General features: G+C 66.2%; 16 protein-coding genes. 10 read left to right on the top strand and 6 right to left on the bottom strand.

All coding sequences use genetic code 11. The annotated features are described in order from the left end of the window. Positions 1–141: 141 nt before the first annotated feature. Positions 142–339, bottom strand: a complete 198-nt coding sequence (locus QGV54_RS00155) for a (2Fe-2S)-binding protein (RefSeq protein ID WP_281018910.1) — start codon at positions 337–339, stop codon at positions 142–144. Positions 340–526: 187 nt separating this feature from the next. Here QGV54_RS00155 and QGV54_RS00150 point away from each other — a divergent pair, with 187 nt between their 5' ends. The 3 genes from QGV54_RS00150 to QGV54_RS00140 all read left to right on the top strand — a co-directional run bounded on the left by QGV54_RS00150 (position 527) and on the right by QGV54_RS00140 (position 3,261). After that, a complete protein-coding gene (locus QGV54_RS00150; RefSeq protein WP_281018911.1) occupies positions 527–1,696 on the top strand; it encodes an acetyl-CoA C-acetyltransferase in 1,170 nt (389 codons plus the stop codon). A gap of 79 nt (positions 1,697–1,775) precedes the next feature. Beyond that, entirely contained in the window at positions 1,776–2,579 is an 804-nt protein-coding gene (locus tag QGV54_RS00145) for a crotonase/enoyl-CoA hydratase family protein (protein ID WP_281018912.1), read from the top strand. 37 nt (positions 2,580–2,616) lie between these two features. Continuing rightward, positions 2,617–3,261 (top strand): DsbA family protein, encoded by a 645-nt coding sequence (locus QGV54_RS00140; protein WP_281018913.1) that lies wholly within the window; start codon positions 2,617–2,619, stop codon positions 3,259–3,261. Positions 3,262–3,544: 283 nt separating this feature from the next. Here the strand turns inward: QGV54_RS00140 and QGV54_RS00135 are convergent, their stop codons facing one another. The 5 genes from QGV54_RS00135 to rsmI all read right to left on the bottom strand — a co-directional run bounded on the left by QGV54_RS00135 (position 3,545) and on the right by rsmI (position 7,080). Next, positions 3,545–4,315 carry an enoyl-CoA hydratase/isomerase family protein gene (locus QGV54_RS00135; RefSeq protein ID WP_281018914.1) on the bottom strand — a complete coding sequence of 257 codons (771 nt, stop codon included), beginning with the start codon at positions 4,313–4,315 and terminating at the stop codon, positions 3,545–3,547. 34 nt (positions 4,316–4,349) lie between these two features. After that, positions 4,350–5,156, bottom strand: coding sequence for a transglutaminase-like domain-containing protein (locus tag QGV54_RS00130; protein WP_281018915.1), 807 nt, complete (start codon positions 5,154–5,156; stop codon positions 4,350–4,352). A gap of 6 nt (positions 5,157–5,162) precedes the next feature. Further along, the gene (locus tag QGV54_RS00125) at positions 5,163–5,783 is read right to left on the bottom strand and encodes a BON domain-containing protein (RefSeq protein WP_281018916.1); all 621 of its coding nucleotides are present in this window, start codon (positions 5,781–5,783) and stop codon (positions 5,163–5,165) included. A 96-nt stretch (positions 5,784–5,879) separates the two neighbouring features. After that, complete coding sequence (locus QGV54_RS00120) at positions 5,880–6,260, bottom strand: YraN family protein (protein WP_281018917.1); 381 nt, start codon at positions 6,258–6,260, stop codon at positions 5,880–5,882. Between the two features lies 1 nt (position 6,261). After that, a complete protein-coding gene (rsmI, locus tag QGV54_RS00115; RefSeq protein WP_281018918.1) occupies positions 6,262–7,080 on the bottom strand; it encodes a 16S rRNA (cytidine(1402)-2'-O)-methyltransferase in 819 nt (272 codons plus the stop codon). 100 nt (positions 7,081–7,180) lie between these two features. On the opposite strand from rsmI, the gene QGV54_RS00110 reads away from it, so the two are divergent. From QGV54_RS00110 to QGV54_RS00080, 7 genes are all read left to right on the top strand, one after another. Then, the gene (locus QGV54_RS00110) at positions 7,181–8,617 is read left to right on the top strand and encodes a penicillin-binding protein activator (protein WP_281020031.1); all 1,437 of its coding nucleotides are present in this window, start codon (positions 7,181–7,183) and stop codon (positions 8,615–8,617) included. A 94-nt stretch (positions 8,618–8,711) separates the two neighbouring features. Beyond that, positions 8,712–9,824, top strand: a complete 1,113-nt coding sequence (locus QGV54_RS00105) for an S-(hydroxymethyl)glutathione dehydrogenase/class III alcohol dehydrogenase (protein WP_281018920.1) — start codon at positions 8,712–8,714, stop codon at positions 9,822–9,824. Between the two features lie 237 nt (positions 9,825–10,061). Then, positions 10,062–11,630: a carboxyl transferase domain-containing protein gene (locus tag QGV54_RS00100; RefSeq protein WP_281018921.1), complete on the top strand. Its 1,569-nt coding sequence runs from the start codon at positions 10,062–10,064 to the stop codon at positions 11,628–11,630. Between the two features lie 34 nt (positions 11,631–11,664). Next, positions 11,665–12,462, top strand: coding sequence for a glutathione S-transferase family protein (locus QGV54_RS00095; protein WP_281018922.1), 798 nt, complete (start codon positions 11,665–11,667; stop codon positions 12,460–12,462). Further along, positions 12,462–13,280: an SDR family NAD(P)-dependent oxidoreductase gene (locus tag QGV54_RS00090; protein WP_281018923.1), complete on the top strand. Its 819-nt coding sequence runs from the start codon at positions 12,462–12,464 to the stop codon at positions 13,278–13,280. Before QGV54_RS00095 ends, QGV54_RS00090 begins: the two co-directional genes overlap by 1 nt. Positions 13,281–13,313: 33 nt before the next feature. Continuing rightward, on the top strand, positions 13,314–13,865 hold the full coding sequence (locus QGV54_RS00085) for a carboxymuconolactone decarboxylase family protein (RefSeq protein WP_281018924.1): 552 nt from the start codon (positions 13,314–13,316) through the stop codon (positions 13,863–13,865). Positions 13,866–13,900: 35 nt separating this feature from the next. Next, the gene (locus QGV54_RS00080) at positions 13,901–14,989 is read left to right on the top strand and encodes a mandelate racemase/muconate lactonizing enzyme family protein (protein ID WP_281018925.1); all 1,089 of its coding nucleotides are present in this window, start codon (positions 13,901–13,903) and stop codon (positions 14,987–14,989) included.

Below are 14,989 nucleotides of genomic sequence, written 5' to 3'. Positions count from 1 at the left end.
GCCGGACAGGCCGGACGGCCATTGCCGACGTGTCGGCCACATCATGCGCCGGGGAGGCTGAACGTGTCGACCCGACGGAACCGCGGGCCACGCGCGAGCTGCCGAGCCAGTGCCGCATTGCGTTGGTGGCGAACATCAGGGCTATTCCGCCGCCATCGCCAAGTCGGCGCCGACCGATTGCTGCCGGGCCTCCATCATGTCGGCGATGGTGGGAAGGCACTTGCCGCAGCGTGTGCTGCAGCCGAGGCCGGGATGCACAGCCGTGGCATCACGCTCGCCGCCGTCAATGACCTCGTTGATCTGACAGTCTGTCAGGGCATTGCAGATACAGACGTACATGACTGCTTCTCGTGCGCTGTTTTCCTCACCTGGGACCAAGAATGATGAGAATGCGAATGATTGTCAATGACAGGTCGCCACATTGCGTCAGCGGCTGCCGAGCCATGCGGTGTGGCGGGCTTGCCCTTACCTGTACGTCAATGCATATCTGGGGCAGAACAATCATTATGATCGGGAGAAGAGTTCGATGGCTGAAGCTTATATCGTCGAGGCGGTACGCACCGCCGGTGGCCGCCGCAATGGCCGTCTGAAGGAATGGCATCCGGCTGATCTGGGCGGTGCCGTGCTGGATGCACTGGTGGACCGCAGCGGCATTGATCCCGCTGCCATCGAGGATGTGGTCATGGGCTGCGTCGGTCAGGCGGGCGAGCAGTCGTTCCATATCGGACGCAACTGCGTCCTGGCCTCGAAGCTGCCGGAGAGCGTGCCGGCGGTTTCCATCGACCGTCAGTGCGGCTCCTCCCAGCAGTCGATCCAGTTCGCGGCCCAGGCCGTGATGTCCGGCACCATGGACATCGTCATCGCCGCCGGTGTCGAGAGCATGACCCGCGTGCCCATGGGCAGCCCGACCCGCCTCGCCGCGGAGGCCGGTCTCGGCGTGCCGATGAGCCCGCACATGGAAGAGCGTTATCCTGGCGTGCAGTTCAGCCAGTTCACCGGTGCCGAGATGATGGTGAAGAAGTACGGCTTCAACCGCGACCAGCTCGACGCCTTCGCGCTGGAAAGCCACAAGCGTGCGATCCGGGCGACCGAGGAAGGTGCCTTCAGCAACGAGATCCTGGCGCTGGAGGTCGAGGGCGATGAGGGCCGCGAGATGCACACCGTGGACGAAGGCATCCGTTTCGATGCCTCGCCTGAGTCCATCGGCTCCGTGAAGCTGCTGATGGAAGGCGGTGCGATCACCGCTGCCAACGCCAGCCAGATCTGTGACGGTGCCGCCGGTGTCCTGGTGGTCAACGAGCGCGCGCTGAAGGAGCACAATCTGAAGCCGCTGGCCCGCATCCACAATCTGACCGTGACCGGTGGCGACCCGGTGATCATGCTGGAGGAGCCGATCGGCGCCACCCGCAAGGCACTGCAGCGCGCGGGCATGAAGATCGATGACATCGACCTCTATGAAGTCAACGAGGCCTTCGCGCCGGTACCGATGGCCTGGCTGCAGGAAATCGGTGCGGACCACGCCCGTCTGAACGTCAATGGCGGCGCGATCTCGCTCGGCCATCCGCTGGGTGCCTCCGGTGCCAAGCTGATGACGACGCTGATCAATGCCCTGCACGCCCGTGGCAAGCGCTATGGCCTGCAGACCATGTGCGAGGGCGGTGGTATCGCCAACGTCACGATCATCGAGGCTCTCTGAGTCCTGTCGGATCGCGGGTGCCCTGCCCTGATGCGGGGCACCCGTCTTCCGCATCCCCGGCCTGCGAAGGGATACGTCCATGAATGACCGCGTCACCATCTCCATCGCGGGCGGCATCGCCGATGTCCGGCTGAACCGCGCCGACAAGATGAATGCACTGGACCCGGACATGTTCGACGGCATCGTTGCCGCAATCAACGAACTGGCATCCAGCAGCGCGGTCAGGGTGGTGGTCCTGTCGGGGGAAGGCCGGGCGTTCTGTGCCGGGCTCGACTTCGAGAGCTTCCGGCGGATGGGCGGCGGCAATGTCGAAGGCGTCGGGCGTCTGACCAGGCGGACCCACGGCATCGCCAACCGGGCGCAGCAGACCGCCTGGGGCTGGCGCAACCTGCCGGTGCCGGTGATCGCCGCGGTGCATGGCGTGGCCTTTGGCGGCGGCCTGCAGATCTGCCTGGGCGCCGATATCCGCATCGTCGCCCCCGACACCCGCATGTCGGTGCTGGAGATCAAGTGGGGGCTGGTGCCCGACATGGCCGGCCTGCCGCTGATGCGGGAACTGGCGGGGGATGATGTGGTGCGGGAACTGACCTTCACAGGCCGTCAGTTCTCCGGTGAGGAGGCCGTGGCACTGGGCTTCGCCACCCGCACCGCCACGGACCCGCATGCGGAGGCCATGGCCATGGCGCGGGAGATTGCGGGCAAGAGCCCCGACGCCATCCGCGCCGCGAAACGCCTGCTGAACATGCGGGGCGACGCCGACGAGGCAGGCTTGCTGATGGCCGAGAGCGAGGAACAGGAAAAGCTGATCGGCAGCCCGAACCAGCTCGAAGCCGTCCGCGCCGGCATGGAGAAACGCGCCCCGAACTTCAGCGAGGCAAGCTGATCCGGAGACCTGCACTCAATCCCTGGAGGCCCACGAAATGACCCTGCGCTTCATCTTTCTGGCGGATCCGATGTGTTCCTGGTGCTGGGGCTTTGCGCCGACGGTGGACCGCATCCGGGAGCGTTTCCCCGAAATTCCGGTGCGGCTGGTGATGGGGGGACTCTATCCGGGCGTCACCAGGCCGATGAAACCCCACGCGAAAGAGGAAGTCCGCAAGCACTGGGAGCATGTGAACGAGGCTTCCGGCCAGCCGTTCGACTATGGCTTCTTTGATCGCGAGTCCTTCGTCTACGACACCGAACCCGCCAGCCGGGCGCTGGTTGCGGCGAAGAAGATGGGCACGGACAGGCCGCTGGAATTCCTGGCGACACTGCAGGGTGCGTTCTACCGGGACAATCGCGACGTCACCGACACCGGAACCCTGGCCGACATCGCCGCAGAGTTCGGGCTGGACCGTGATGCGTTCCTGGAAACCTTCGCCAGCGAGAACACCCGCGAAATGACCCAGCGCGACTTTGCCTTCAGCCGCCAGCTCGGCATCCACGGCTTCCCGTCACTGCTCGGCTACGACGAGGAACGCTATCGCCTGCTCGCCATGGGCTACCAGGAATGGGACTGGCTGGAACAGGTGATCCAGCGCTGGATCGGCAAGGCCTCCGGCGCGACCGGGACCGTTCACTGATTGCCTGCAGGACGCTCGCGGACCTGATCCGTGCGCCCGGCCTCCCGCGCCGGGGCGGCACTGCTGTGTACCAGGATCAAGTCCGGGTACGGCGTCGGTGGGGTGGGAGCGGTGAGCACCAATGTCCTGCCCACTCACGACGCTCGCGGCACTGATCCGAACCAGATTGCACGCTGGATACTCGGATCGAGTCCGGGCACAGCGTCAGGGAGGGACGGTCGGTTCAAATGAGCCGCCCCTCCGCCCTGCGTTCGCTGTTGGTGACCGGTCGCGCCAGCCACCCCTATTTCTTGCTGAACGACTCCCGGGCCTCCTGGGCTGCCGAGAGGTTCGCGCCGAGCCAGCTCTGGTCGAAATCAGCGTAGCTGGAGACCTGGTTCAGGGCGTTCGCGGTGGCGTTCACCGCCTCCTTCACCATCCTGACGGCGGTCGGCGGCATCGAGGCTGCGGTCTCGGCCAGCTCGAGCGCCCGTTCCGCGGTCTTGCCGTCGTCGGCGACTTCGTCGACCAGACCCCAGTCCAGCGCCTGCGCCGCCCCCATCTTCTCGCAGAGGATGATGATGCGCTTGGCCCGCGCCGGACCGACCAGCCGCGTCAGGCGGGGCTGTGCGCCCCACTGCAGGTTCAGGCCGATCTTGATCTCCGGCACATACAGAAAGGCGGAGCGGCCCAGCACCCGCCAGTCCAGCGCCAGCGGCAGCGCGAAGCCTGCACCGACCGCCATCTTCTCCATCGCCGCGACGGTGATCTGGGGCATCTTCTCCCAGGCATCGCACAGGCGTCCGCCCATGCGAAAACGGTCACGGATGTCCAGTTCGCTCAGGCCTTCGGTGCGCCACATGTCGGCATCGGTCAGATCCGCGCCGGACGAGAAATAATTGTCATTGCCCCGCAGGACCACGGCGTGGACCTCGCGGTCATCGTGAAATGACAGCCCCACTTCCGTCATCTCCCGCATCAGGGTCGGGTTGAAGGCATTCAGCTTCTCGTGGCGGTCCATGGTGACGATGGCCACCTTGCCGCGACGCTCGATCTCGACGTTTTTCCAGCTCATGATTGGTTCCTCCCCAGGAAAAGCCCATTGTGACTCAGTTCAGCCGTCGTGTCAGCTTTTCCCGTGCCTTTTCCAGCAGTTGCACGGCAGCCATGCCCTCAAGATGGGCCAGGCCATCGTCCAGAATCTCCTGCGCCGCCATCAGGTTTCCCGATTTCGCCGCCAGGTCGGCCCGGTCGAGCCAGACACCCGGCTCCCGCGGTGCGAACAGGGAGATGCGATGCAGGATCTCCGCGGCACGGTCCAGGTCGCCCGACTGTTCCGCCCGGATGCGAATGTTGTTCTGTAGTCGCATCAGGACATGGCGCAGCGGCACCGCCGCCATGTGCTCCGGCTGCAGCGCCACATCCCGCCCCGCGATCCGGTTCAGCAGGGCCTGCAGTTCATCCATGGTGCGGGTACGTCCGCCGTTGAAGGGGTCAATGATCGCCAGCCCCTCCGGGAATGCCAGGCGCAGGAGGAAATGACCGGGGAAATTCAGCCCCATCAGCGACCAGCCCTGCGCACGGGCGACATGGATATAGAGGATCCCCAGCGCCACAGGCAGACCGCGACGACGGTTGATCACCGCCATCATGTCTGCGTTGCGCATGTCATCGTAGGTCTGGCCGTCGCCACGATAGTCGAACTGCCCGGCCAGCCGTTCGGCAAGCCAGCTCGCGGCCGGTGCTGCGGCGGGTGGAGCGGACGCCAGTTCGGCGAGATGCCGGCGATAGGGTGCGGGGTCACGTTCCGGATGGTCCGCCATGGAAAGCGCCAGGGCCACCTCCGCCACATCCAGGTCGCTGTCGGCCAGGCCGGCGGCCCGGCGCAGAACCGACTGCCAGTCGCTCTCCGCCATACCGGATCAGCTGCCGCGGGAAGGATCGTTCTTCAGGCGAACATAGCTCTCCACCTTCCGGACCCCCTCGATATTGCGGGCATGGCGGATCACGCGGTTCAGTTCGGCCTCATCCTGCGCGATACCGATCAGATAGATCGTGCCGTTGACGGTCTCCAGCGAGTAGTTGATGCCATTGACGTCCGGATCACCGATGATCTTGCCGCGCAGTTCGGTCGAGATCCGCACGTCACGGGCAAAGTTCTGGAAGCCCCCCTCCGTCGTCACCTGGATGGCATTGGCGACTTCCTTCACGCCCTTGATCTTCCAGGCAAGCGCCTCTGCCCGCAGGCGGCTCTCGTTCTTCTCCACCTTGCCGGTCAGCAGTACACGGCCTTCCACCACCTCGTGATCGACATCGCGGAAGAGCTGGAAACTGTCTTCCAGCAGGCTGGTGCTGAGGGCGGTGGAAATCGTGGCATCGTCGATGGCATCGCCGATGGAGCGTTCCTGCGCCAGGCTGACACCGGCGGTTGCGCCCGCGCCGAAGATCGCACCGGCACAGCCGCCGAGCAGCCCGGCGGCACTGCAAAGCGCCACCACCGCGAGAACGCGCGATCCCCGGGATCCCGTTGAAAGAACTGACATTGGGCCGTCTCCTGTCCATGCGAGCGGGCTGTCACGGCCCGATCAGCGAATCATGCAACCGATGATACGGCATCTGGGTAGCGAAAGCGGGCGATTTCAAGGCCGCCACATATCCGGCAGATGCACCGGCAACCGGCGTGGCAGGACCGCAATCAGGTCGAAACGGTACCCCTGCACATCCGCACCCAACTGGCCTGAAGCCCGCAGATACTCGGCCGCGCGCAGGATTCGCTGCTGCTGGCTGCGGCTGACGGCGCGGCGCGCGGCGCTCATTTCCGGGCGACGTTTCACCTCGACAAATGCCACAACCTTGCCACGGCGGGCGACGATATCGATCTCTCCCACAGGCGTCCGCAGGTTGCGCCCGACAATGCGATAGCCCTTCAGCCGCAGCATCCAGACCGCCAGTGTCTCCGCCCCGCGCCCGGCCAGAAAGGCACGCTGCCGCTTCTGGCGACTGCCTGCCGGTTGCGCCATCTCAGTCACTCTTCTTCGGGGCCAGTTCGACGGCGCGACGATAGACCTCCCGGCGCGGCAGACCCGTCTCGGCAACGACCGCATCGACGGCATCACGGGTGCGCAGCCGGGACAGGTGGTCCCGCAGCAGGGCATCGATATCCACCGCCTCCACATCCGCATCATCGGCGGGCGGGCCGACAACCAGAACGATCTCCCCCTTCGGCTGACCGGCCTGCGCGTAGTGCGCGACCAGCTCGGGGATCGAACCGCGCCGCACTTCTTCGAACATCTTGGTCAGTTCGCGGGCAACGGCGACCTGCCTGGCCCCCAGCACCCCGGCCATGTCCCCCAGCACCGCCTGCAGCCGGTTCGCGGTCTCGTAGAAGACAAGCGTCGCCTGCACCGCGCCCAGCTCCTGCAGCACCTTCCGGCGCGCCGCCGATTTCGGCGGCAGGAACCCACCGAACAGGAACCGGTCACTGGGCAGCCCCGCCACCGACAGGGCGGTGATCACCGCGGACGGTCCCGGCACAGCGTGCACCGCAATGCCCGCCGCGCGCGCCTCATCCACCAGCTTGTAGCCGGGGTCGGAGATCAGCGGCGTGCCTGCGTCGCTGGTCAGGGCGATGGCGGCCCCGCCGGAGAGGGCGTTCAGCAGGGCGGGCCTCACTTTCGCCCCATTGTGATCGTTGTAGATATCCAGCGTCGCGGTGGCCCCGAAGCTCTGCAGCAGACGCCGCGCGACCCGCGTGTCCTCCGCCAGGACCCGGTCCGCGGACGACAGGACGTGACGTGCCCGCGGGCTCAGATCGTCGAGATTGCCGATCGGGGTGGCCACGACGTAAAGTCCCGGCGCCAGGGCGCGCGGTCCCGGCCGGGCATGTGAAGAGGATCTGACCATGGCCGCAGGTTACGCCGATTCCGCAAGGATTGCAGATATGTCCGACCGCCGCAGAAGCCGTTTCCTCACAGGTGTTTCCGGGCTGCTGCTGATCGGGCTGGCAGCCTGCAGCAACCCGGCAGCGGAGAAACCGGCCACCGAAGCCGCACCGGTCGCGAAGGCCGCGCCGGCCAGACCCGCGCCTGCCGCACCAGCGAAACCCGCCGAGCCGGTGATACCGGGCGGCCTCGCCGGGACCTTCGGCTCCATTGAAACCCGCTCCGCCGAGGGATTCAGGATGCAGCAGATCCTGCTCAACCGTCCCGAACTGGACGGCCAGCGGCCTGTCCGGGTCGCCATTCTGGTGCCGTTGACTGGCCGTGCGGCCGGGGTGGGACAGCGACTGCTGGACGCGGCAATGCTGGCCATGTTCGACCAGCAGCAACCCCGGCTGAACCTGATTCCGAAGGATACCCAGGGCACACCGGAAGGGGCCGAGCAGGCCGCCCGCCTGGCCCTGGCGGAAGGCGCGGAAGTCATTGTCGGGCCCCTGTTCGGCAATCACGTGCAGGTGGTCAATGCCGTGGCCGAACCGGCGGGGGTGCCGGTACTCGCCTTCTCCAACGACAGTTCCGTCGCGGGCCGTGGTGCCCATATCCTGGGGGTAACGCCGACAAACGAAGTCCGCTCCATCATCGGCTTCGCACTGGCCCGCGGCCACAGCAAGATCGCCGCCTTCCTGCCGGACTCGGTCTATGGCCGCCGGGTGCATCAGGCCCTGGTCGAGACCATGGAACAGTCGCTTGGCGAGCTGGTCCGGGTGACCTACTACCCGGCCGGCGCGGAAGCCGACGATGAACTGCTGCTGCAGTATGCCCGTGAATTCGCCGACTACGACCTGCGCAGGCAGGCGCTGGAGGAGGAACGGGCCCGGCTGGAAAGCAATGGTGACGCCATCTCGAAATCCGCGCTGGAGCGGCTGGAGGTGCTGGATACGCTTGGCGATCCGCCGTTCGACGCTGTGCTGCTGGCCGAGCCTGCCAGCCGCCTGCCCACGATCGCCCCCCTGCTGGCGTTCTATGACGTTGACCCCGTGGTGGTGAGGTACCTCGGACTCGGCGGCTGGTTTGCCAGTGACCTGCAATCGGAACCGACCCTGATCGGCGGCTGGTTCCCGGGCCCCGACCCGGGCTTCTACAACAGTTTCGCCAGTCGCTTCAGCGCCACTTTCGGCACGGAACCGGACCGGATCGCCATGCTGGGATATGACGCCATTGCCCTGGCCGCCACACTGATCCGGGATCAGCCTGCGGGACAGCCGGTCTTCAGTGAGTCGGCCCTGCTGGATGACCAGGGCTTTGCCGCCTACTACGGCACGTTCCGCCTGCGCGCGGATGGCCAGAGCGAACGTCTGCTGCCCGTGCTGGAAGTTGCGCGGGACGGGCTGCGCGTGGTGGGCAGCCCGCGCCAGGGCTTTGCGCCTCTGCTGAACTGATCGGCGACGCCCGCGGGCATTTCCATCACCACCCAATCTGTTCTAGCATCCCGCCAGACGACAACTGACGCTTTGCGATCTGGGGGAAGACGAAATGGATGTTCGGGCAGCACTGGCCGTTGAAGCAGGCAAGCCGCTGGAAGTCACCACGGTTCAGCTTGAAGGACCGAAGGCCGGTGAGGTGATGGTGGAGGTCAAGGCGACCGGCATCTGCCACACTGACGAGTTCACCCTGTCGGGCGCTGACCCGGAAGGTATCTTCCCCTCCATCCTGGGCCATGAGGGCGCGGGCGTGGTGGTGGAAGTCGGCCCCGGCGTCACCTCGGTGAAGCCCGGCGACCACGTCATTCCGCTCTACACACCGGAATGCCGCCAGTGCAAGTTCTGCCTGTCGGGCAAGACCAACCTCTGCCAGGCCGTGCGCGCCACCCAGGGCCAGGGCCTGATGCCCGACGGCACCAGCCGCTTCAGCCGCAACGGGTCGCCCGTGTTCCACTACATGGGCACATCCACCTTCGCCAACTACACGGTGCTGCCGGAGATCGCGGTAGCGAAGATCCGTCAGGACGCACCGTTCGAGAAGGTCTGCTACATCGGCTGCGGTGTCACCACCGGGCTCGGCGCGGTCATGAACACCGCCAAGGTGGAGGTGGGATCCACCGCCGCCGTCTTCGGTCTGGGCGGTATCGGGCTCAACGTGCTGCAGGGCCTGCGCATGGTCGGCTGTGACCGGATCATCGGCGTCGATCTGAACAATGACCGCCGCGAACTGGCGGAGAAGTTCGGCATGACCGACTTCATCAATCCCAACGAGGTCGGCAACGACAAGGTGGTGGAGGCCATTGTCGATCTGACTGATGGCGGCGTCGACTATTCCTTCGAATGCATCGGCAACGTCAACGTCATGCGCCAGGCGCTGGAGTGCTGCCACAAGGGCTGGGGCGAGAGCATCATCATCGGTGTCGCCGGTGCCGGTCAGGAGATCGCCACCCGTCCGTTCCAGCTTGTCACCGGCCGGGTCTGGCGCGGCACGGCCTTCGGCGGTGCCAAGGGCCGCACCGATGTGCCGCGCATCGTCGACTGGTACATGGACGGCAAGATCAACATCGACGACCTGATCACCCACGTGCTGCCGTTCGAGGAGATCAACAAGGGCTTCGACCTGATGCATGCCGGTGAATCGATCCGTACCGTCGTCACCTATTGAGGTCCCTGCACCGAAACCTGCAGGCACCGGCGGCAGTGGGCCGCCTGACCATCGGGTCCCGGGAACAACGGGAGCGTTTCCGGGCGCGGGCTTTCGAGGGCCGGGTCCTGACCCTGCGCAAGGACTGGTCTGCCGTGTCGCAGAGGCAGGCCAGTCTGTTCTGACTGCAAAGGCAACCTGCCGGTCCGGCGGGTTGCCCCCATTGGCAATGTCGCAACCAGCGTCCGGGGAGGGACAATGGAACAGCAAGCAGAGACCCTGAACGAACTCGGTGCCGCGCTCGACGCGCGCCGCGAAACCATCCACACGGAAATGGGTGGGCAGGACAAGATCGACCGCATCCACGAGAAGGGCCGCTACACGATCCGCGAAAGGATCGCGAAGCTGGTGGATCCGAACAGCTTCAGCGAGGTCGGCACCTTCGCCGTCTCGGATCGGGTCGAGGATCGGGGCAACACGCCGGGCGACGGCAAGATCGGCGGTTTCGGCACGGTGGCCGGGCGTGCCATGGCCGTGGCCGGTGACGACATCACGGTGAAGCGCGGCTCCAGTTCCGTCATCGGCAGCCGCAAGCTGCACCGGATCTTCGAGACCGCCTGGGCCGATGGCACCCCCTGTGTCTATTTCGGGGAGACTGGCGGCGCCCGCATCCCGGACACGCTGGGGTCGGAAGGTTTCGTGAAGGTCCCGCCCGACATTGCCAACGCGCGCCGCCGCAGGCGCTCCCCCATGATTTCCGTGATCTGCGGCGAGAGCTTTGGCGGTTCGTCCTTCCAGTCGGCCTTCTCCGACGTGGTCATTCAGGTGGAGGGGACCTGCCTGGCCGTCACCAGCCCGCGCGTCATCGAGATCGCGACGGGGGAGAAGATCGGCTTCGAGGAACTGGGCGGCACCTCGGTCCACGACCGCATGACCGGTCAGATCGACCGGGTCGCGAAGGACGAGGATGATGCCATCGACCAGGTGCGGACCCTGCTCGGCTATCTGCCACAGAACTGCTGGGAAGAACCGCCGCGCACCGCCTATGACACCAACATCGGCCCGGACGACAAGATCAGCGATCTGGTGCCGATGAAGCGCACACGGGCCTATGACATGCGCCGGGTGCTGCGGCGCATGACCGACGACGGCAGCATCTTCGAACTGAAGCCCAATTTCGGCCGCAGCCTGATCACCGCCTTCGGGCGCATCGCCGGTCGGTCGGTGGGCTTCGTCGCGTCGCAGCCGGTGATCTATGCCGGGGCGCTGTCGCCCGATGCCTGCGACAAGGCCACGGCCTTCCTCAGCCTCTGCGACGCCAACAACATCCCGCTGATCTTCATGCAGGACACGCCCGGCTTCATGGTCGGGCGGCAGGTGGAGCATGCCAATCTGCTGGCCAAGGCGATCCGCTTCGCGGAGGCACTGGCGCTGGTGGAGGTGCCGCGCCTGACCGTGGTGATGCGCAAGGCCTTCGGCCTCGCCTATTTCTCCCTGTCGGGCAGCAGCATGGGGGGACGCGCCGTCGCCGCCTGGCCGTCTGCGGAGATCAGTTTCATGGACCCGGCGGTTGGCGTGAACGTGGTCTATGCCGACAAGCTGGCGAAGCTGGACCCGGAAGCCCGGGGTGCGGAACATGCCCGCCTGATGGCGGAGGTTGCCCGCGACACGGGTCCGAACGCCGCCGCCGGTGCCATGCAGGTGGACGAGATCATCAACCCCGCCGACACCCGCGCCTGGCTGGCGCACCATGTCAGCCGCATGCACATCGACATTCCCCCGCGGGGGTCGTTCAAGCCGCTGGCGACCTGGCCGACCTGCTACTGAGCATGTCCCTGAAACCCGTGGACAGGAGAACGGGATGATCCAGCTCTACGAACACCCCCTCTCGCCCTACGCGCAGAAGGTGAAGATCGCCCTGCGCCACAAGGACGTTCCGTTCAACCTCGTTCGGCCGGAGGGGCTGGGGTCCGGCGCTGCAGCAGCGGATTTCGCGCAGGGCAATCCACGGCGGGAAGTACCGCTGCTGGTGGACGGGGACTGCCGCATCTTCGATTCCACGATCATGCTGGAGTATCTCGAGGAAAAATGGCCGGAACCGTCGCTGATGCCGGAAGCCCCGGCGGAGCGGGCGCGCGTGCGCATGGTCGAGGATGTGATGGACACGCATCTGGAAGCCGTGAACTGGGGCCTGGGGGAGGTGAGGTACTTCCGGCGCGCGGAGGGGGCGCAGGCCGATGCGCTGCGGGGCCGGGCTGAAGCACAGCTCGACGGCTTCTTTGGCTGGCTGGAGACCCGGCTCGGCGATGCGGAATGGATGACCGGCGCACGATTCGGGCGTGCCGATCTGGCGGTGGTGCCGTTCCTCAATGCCTCCCGCGGGTTCGGATTTGCGCCGGCGGCGGGCGGCGCGCTTGCGGCATGGCTGGATCGGGTCAATGCGATTCCGGCGGTCGCAACCACGGCGGCGGAGGCCGAAGCCTCCATCGCCAGTATCGGCAAGGCCTATCGCGCGGTGGAAGGCGGCGGTTTCCGTCGCCACTATCGGGACCACCGCCTGGAATGGATGATCCGTTCCGGCGGCTTCGACATTGTCGCCCGGGGTCTGGAGCGGGGCGACATCCGTTTCACCGACGGTTTCGACGGGGGGAGCGACTGATGTCCGCCATGGAGCCGGCCACGGAATCCTTCGGTCTCGAAGGCAAGGCCGTGCTGGTTGTCGGGGGCGGCGCCGCCGGTGACGGCATCGGCAACGGGCGTGCGGCGGCACTGCTGCTCGCCCGCGCCGGGGCGGACGTGATGGTGGTCGACCGTCAGGCGGACCTGGCCGAGGCAACGGTCCGGATGATCCGCGACGCAGGCGGCTCGGCAGCGGCGATCGATGGTGACGCGACGCGGGAGGACGATTGCCGGAACATGGTGGCGCGGACGCTGGCGGCCTTCGGCCGTCTGGACGGGCTGGTCAACAATGTCGGTATTGGCAGCCGCGGCAGTGTCGTCGCCATGAGCCAGACCGAGTGGCAGCGGGTGATGCAGGTCAATGTGGAGACCATGTACCTGACCTCCCGCTTCGCCATTCCCGCCATGTGCGAAAGCGGTGACGGGGGCGCGATCGTCAATGTCTCCTCCATCTCCGCGCTGCGTCCGCGCGGCCTGACCGCCTACACCACGTCCAAGGGGGCGGTGATCGCGCTGACCCGTGCAATGGCGGTGGACCACGGGCCGGACGGCATCCGGGTCAACTGCGTCGCCCCGGGTCCGGTCTACACGCCGATGGTCTACGCGCGGGGGATGAGCGATGCGGCGCGGGAGCAGCGCCGCAAGGCCTCCCTGCTGGGCCTGGAAGGCACCGGCTGGGACGTTGGCATGGCGATCCGGTTCCTGATCTCCGCGCAGGCCCGCTATGTCACCGGCCAGACGCTGGTGGTGGATGGCGGCGTCACCCTGCAGGGGCCGGAGCGCGATTCAGCAGGCTGAGCAAGACCACATGCAAGGGGGAGGACAACGGACATGGCTCGCGTGAAATATCTGACGAAGGACGACCTGGCGGAGGCGGACAAGCCGCTGCTGGATCGTGACATCAACCTGTTCCGGGCGCTGGCCCACAATCCGAAGGCCGCACGCGCCTTCAGCCATCTGGGACGGCATATCAGGTTCGGCAGCGGCCTGGATGGACGGTTGCGGGAGCTGGCCATCCTGCAGGTCGGCTACCTCGCCCGCTCGCCCTATGAATTCTCCCACCACATCAAGATCGGTGCGGACTTCGGCGTCAGTGACGCGGATATCGCCGCAATGATCGCGGAGACCAACGGGGAGGATACCGCGCTGGAACCCCTGGCCCGACTGGTCCTGCGCGCGGCGCGGGAGATGACGCTGGACGGCGGTGCCAGTTCCCGGACCTTCGACGAACTGAAACAGTATTTCGCCGAGGACATGATCATCGAGCTGTTTCTGGCCATTGCCTTCTACAATGGCGTCGTCCGCATGCTCGCCAGCCTGGAGATCGATGTGGAGCCGGAATACCAGCAGTACCTCGACCGCTTTCCGTTTCCGACCGACTGAGCGCCTGACTGCCTGACCGAGGGAAGGAGCAGCCCATGAAGATCCGTTCCGCCGAGATCATCCGCCTGTCGATCCCCTTCACCGATGGCAGTTCCGGGGTCGGCCTGATGCCGCAGCAATGGACGCATCTGGATGTCGCCCTGCTGAAACTCACGACCGAGGATGGCACCGTCGGCTGGGGCGACGGCTTCGCCTACCATTGCGTCGGGGCCACCATCGCCGCATTGCAGGACATGGTACTGCCGCATGTCGTGGGCGCGGAAATCGATGACATTCCGGCCTTCAACCACCTGCTTCAGAAGCGGCTGCACCTGCATGGCCGCTATGGCATCACCATCTTTGCCATATCCGCGGTCGATACCGCGCTGTGGGACATCGCGGCGAAGCAGCAAGGGGTGTCGCTGGCCCACCTGCTGTCGGACAGCCCGCGCCCGTCGATCCCGGCCTATGCCAGCCTGGTACGCTACGGCAATCCCGGACAGGTGGCGGAATTCACGGCGGATGTGGTCGCGCGGGGGTTCCGGACCGTGAAACTGCACGAGATCGCGCTGGACTGCATCGAAGCCGGTGTCGCGGCGGCGGGCAGCGGGGTTCGTGTCACCACCGACGTGAACTGCAACTGGTCGCTGGAGGAAGCGCACCGGATGATGCCGGAGATGCAGCGCCTCGGCCTCTACTGGGTCGAGGAGCCGGTGTTTCCGCCTGACGATGCGGAGACCCTGGGCGCACTGCAGGATCAGTATGGCGTCTCCATCGCCAGCGGCGAGAACGCCTGCACCCTGACCGAATTCCGCCGCACCATCCCGAAGCTCGACTTCGTCCAGCCGTCTGTCACCAAGGTCGGCGGCGTGTCGGAGGCCGTGGCGATCTGCGATGCGGCAGCCGAGGCGGGCAAGCGCGTCATGCCGCATTCGCCCTATTTCGGGCCGGGGTACTGGGCCACCCTGCAGGTCATGGCAGCGAAACCGAACGCGGAACTGTTCGAATTCTTCTGGATCCAGCCCGAAGCCTTCATCGACCCGACCATCCCGACGCCGGTCGATGGCAGCATCACTGTTCCCGACCGCCCCGGCATCGGCTTCGAGCCCGACCCGGACGTGCTGGCGAAATATCGGGTCGCATAG

This window comes from Minwuia sp. IMCC3060, from assembly GCF_029909435.1.
Classification (GTDB): domain Bacteria; phylum Pseudomonadota; class Alphaproteobacteria; order Minwuiales; family Minwuiaceae; genus Minwuia.
Note: the sequence above shows the minus strand (reverse complement) of the source record. Positions and strands in the feature narration are given on the sequence as shown.

Bases quoted from the DNA above. Each gene is read 5' to 3' on its own strand.
- QGV54_RS00145 (WP_281018912.1), top strand. From the start codon at position 1,776: ATGAATGACCGCGTCACCATCTCCATCGCGGGCGGCATCGCCGATGTC.
- QGV54_RS00150 (WP_281018911.1), top strand. From the start codon at position 527: ATGGCTGAAGCTTATATCGTCGAGGCGGTACGCACCGCCGGTGGCCGC.
- QGV54_RS00120 (WP_281018917.1), bottom strand. From the start codon at position 6,260: ATGGCGCAACCGGCAGGCAGTCGCCAGAAGCGGCAGCGTGCCTTTCTG.
- QGV54_RS00140 (WP_281018913.1), top strand. From the start codon at position 2,617: ATGACCCTGCGCTTCATCTTTCTGGCGGATCCGATGTGTTCCTGGTGC.
- QGV54_RS00125 (WP_281018916.1), bottom strand. From the start codon at position 5,783: ATGTCAGTTCTTTCAACGGGATCCCGGGGATCGCGCGTTCTCGCGGTG.
- QGV54_RS00100 (WP_281018921.1), top strand. From the start codon at position 10,062: ATGGAACAGCAAGCAGAGACCCTGAACGAACTCGGTGCCGCGCTCGAC.
- QGV54_RS00110 (WP_281020031.1), top strand. From the start codon at position 7,181: ATGTCCGACCGCCGCAGAAGCCGTTTCCTCACAGGTGTTTCCGGGCTG.
- QGV54_RS00095 (WP_281018922.1), top strand. From the start codon at position 11,665: ATGATCCAGCTCTACGAACACCCCCTCTCGCCCTACGCGCAGAAGGTG.
- QGV54_RS00130 (WP_281018915.1), bottom strand. From the start codon at position 5,156: ATGGCGGAGAGCGACTGGCAGTCGGTTCTGCGCCGGGCCGCCGGCCTG.
- QGV54_RS00085 (WP_281018924.1), top strand. From the start codon at position 13,314: ATGGCTCGCGTGAAATATCTGACGAAGGACGACCTGGCGGAGGCGGAC.
- QGV54_RS00105 (WP_281018920.1), top strand. From the start codon at position 8,712: ATGGATGTTCGGGCAGCACTGGCCGTTGAAGCAGGCAAGCCGCTGGAA.
- QGV54_RS00090 (WP_281018923.1), top strand. From the start codon at position 12,462: ATGTCCGCCATGGAGCCGGCCACGGAATCCTTCGGTCTCGAAGGCAAG.
- QGV54_RS00155 (WP_281018910.1), bottom strand. From the start codon at position 339: ATGTACGTCTGTATCTGCAATGCCCTGACAGACTGTCAGATCAACGAG.
- QGV54_RS00135 (WP_281018914.1), bottom strand. From the start codon at position 4,315: ATGAGCTGGAAAAACGTCGAGATCGAGCGTCGCGGCAAGGTGGCCATC.
- QGV54_RS00080 (WP_281018925.1), top strand. From the start codon at position 13,901: ATGAAGATCCGTTCCGCCGAGATCATCCGCCTGTCGATCCCCTTCACC.